This window comes from Vibrio sp. Vb0349, assembly GCF_033338975.1.
Window position 1 is genome coordinate 1 of record NZ_JAWOTS010000070.1, and the last position, 2,369, is coordinate 2,369.

A 2,369-nucleotide genomic window follows, 5' to 3' on the forward strand; every position below is an offset into this window, starting at 1 on the left:
ATTTTCTCTGATTATCGATTGGATAACGGACGTACGGGGTTAGAAGTGTTGCAACAGTGTCGTTTGCGTCTGGGGAATCGTTTTGAAGGGGTGATCATCAGTGCTGACCGTACTGACGATATGATGGAAGGCATCAAAGCGAACGGTTTCAGCTTTATTGCCAAACCAGTTAAGCCACTCAAATTGCGCTCGGTGCTCAATCGAGTCGCGTAGCTTAGGTAAGTTGAACGCATGAGCCAGATAATAAGAGACCTCCAATGAGAGGTCTCTTTGTATTCTGCGGATCTTCAAAGCGGTGCTTTACTCAGCCACGCCACCTTGAGTCAATTTGGCTGGATTAAGCAGCCTTTCAAGCGTTTCGCGGTCTAAATCCGTTTCCTCTTCGGCCACATCAATGATGGCTCGTCCTTGTTTGTAGGCTTTTTTCGCCACTTCGGCCGCTTTTAAATACCCGATCACCGGGTTTAGTGCGGTGACTAAAATCGGATTCTTGGCCAAAGCAATATCGAGGTTATCTTGTCGAACGTCAAAGGTCGCAATCGCCTTATCGGCAAGGGCGGTCGCACTGTTCGCAACGAGCTCAATGCTCTCCAAAATATTATGTGCAATCACGGGTAGCATAACATTCAACTGGAAGTTGCCAGACTGACCCGCGATGGTGATGGTTGCGTCGTTGCCAATCACTTGCGCTGACGCCATAGCTGCGGCTTCAGGGATAACCGGGTTTACTTTGCCCGGCATGATTGATGAACCCGGCTGTAAGCCTTGCAGTTCGATTTCACCCAAGCCAGCCAATGGGCCAGAGTTCATCCAGCGAAGATCGTTTGCGATCTTCATGATCGCAACTGCTGCTGTTTTGAGCTGTCCAGACAGTGCGACGATCGCATCCTGGCTGCTGAGGTTGAAGAAGAAATTGTCGCTTGAAGTAAAGGTGACTCGAGTGGACTGAGTGAGGTTGTCTGCAAACAGAGAGGCAAAACGCGGATCGGCGTTGATCCCTGTGCCAACGGCAGTGCCCCCTTGAGCAAGGGCTTTCACCATCGGCAGTGTTTGTTCAATGGCTTGTTTAGCGTGTTCAATCTGGAATTGCCAGCCGCCCAGCTCTTGCGCGAAAGTGATTGGCATGGCGTCCATCAAATGGGTTCGGCCTGTTTTTACCACGCCTTGCAAAGCTTGCTTCTTGGTTTCTAGGCTTTGGCTAAGATGAGCCAGTCCAGGCAACAACTTGTGTTCAATAGCAAGTGCTGAGCTGACTTGAATCGCCGTCGGCACCACATCGTTACTGCTTTGACCCATGTTAACGTGGTCATTCGGATTGACGTTGCCGCCAAGCAATTCAGACGCGAGCGTGGCAATCACTTCATTGGCGTTCATGTTGGAGCTTGTCCCAGAACCGGTTTGGAACAGGTCGATAGGGAACTGATCGAGATGCTGGCCATCAATAATGGCTTGCGCAGCGTCTGCAATCGCATTAGCAATATCACCTTCTAGTAACCCTAGTTGTGCGTTGGTCAGTGCTGCCGTCTGTTTGATGTGGGCTAAAGCTTGGATGAAACCGCTTGGCATGGTGTGCTGGCTGAATGCGAAGTTATCGATAGCGCGCTGAGTTTGCGCTTGATACAAGGCATTCGCCGGGACTTTTACTTCGCCCATGCTGTCGGTTTCAATACGAAATTCGGTGGTCATAGTAGGGTTCCTTTCGTTTAATCAAGAGAAGTCTGAATGCGGCGTAATTGTTGTTGTAATTGGAGAAACTTTACGTCGCCATGTTCAAACTGATAGTAGTAACGTTTGAGGCAGAATAAGGGCGTGTGAACCGAATCAAGGCAGACTCGGCGAAATGTACGAGTGCGAGTTGGGTCTTGAATCGCTTCGAGAAGGTGGAAATACACTTGGCGCAAAAACAGTTCGCACAAGAGTAAGTTTTCATCTTCTGCTTCATGCTCATAGCTGGATGACAACACCATACCCCAATGAATATAGTCATGAATGACGTCGGGCTCAAAGCCACTTGGCGCGGCAAGTTGGAAGCGATCTTGCGCTTTGAAGAAGGCGTTGAATATGTCCTTTCTGCGTTTCATATCTGCCTCAATTAATTAGATAATGATAATTATTATCAATTAAAAATAAATTAGCAACCCTCTATTTTCGACAAGATTAGATATAAAAAAGCCGACGCAGTCGCATCGGCAGAAATGGTTGGGTTTTCATCCCGCAGCAAAGCTTATCCGTTGTTTAGAAGGATTCGCAGCGTAATGTTACTCAGTAAACAAGGTTTCGTATTTCACAAATGCTGTTTGTGTTTCGCCGTAGTAAAGCGTGCCTTCGGCTTGGATAACGACTCGTAACCAGCTCTCTGCGGAGGTTGG

The 2,369-nt window shown here is 48.3% G+C and carries 3 protein-coding genes; 1 reads left to right on the plus strand and 2 read right to left on the minus strand.

The features are described 5' to 3' along the window. Positions 1-213: hypothetical protein (locus R7Q47_RS23200; protein ID WP_318089402.1), on the plus strand; the 213-nt coding region annotated here is incomplete at its 5' end. Between the two features lie 87 nt (positions 214-300). Here the strand turns inward: R7Q47_RS23200 and R7Q47_RS23205 are convergent. Together R7Q47_RS23205 and R7Q47_RS23210 are read right to left on the minus strand one after the other, a co-directional pair. Continuing rightward, on the minus strand, positions 301-1,686 hold the full coding sequence (locus R7Q47_RS23205) for a class II fumarate hydratase (protein WP_140210918.1): 1,386 nt from the start codon (positions 1,684-1,686) through the stop codon (positions 301-303). A gap of 17 nt (positions 1,687-1,703) precedes the next feature. Continuing rightward, positions 1,704-2,081 (minus strand): hypothetical protein, encoded by a 378-nt coding sequence (locus tag R7Q47_RS23210; RefSeq protein WP_285438855.1) that lies wholly within the window; start codon positions 2,079-2,081, stop codon positions 1,704-1,706. Between the last annotated feature and the right edge of the window lie 288 nt (positions 2,082-2,369).

Coding starts and splice junctions, on each gene's coding strand:
- R7Q47_RS23205 (WP_140210918.1), bottom strand. CDS start 1,686: ATGACCACCGAATTTCGTATTGAAACCGACAGCATGGGCGAAGTAAAA.
- R7Q47_RS23210 (WP_285438855.1), bottom strand. CDS start 2,081: ATGAAACGCAGAAAGGACATATTCAACGCCTTCTTCAAAGCGCAAGAT.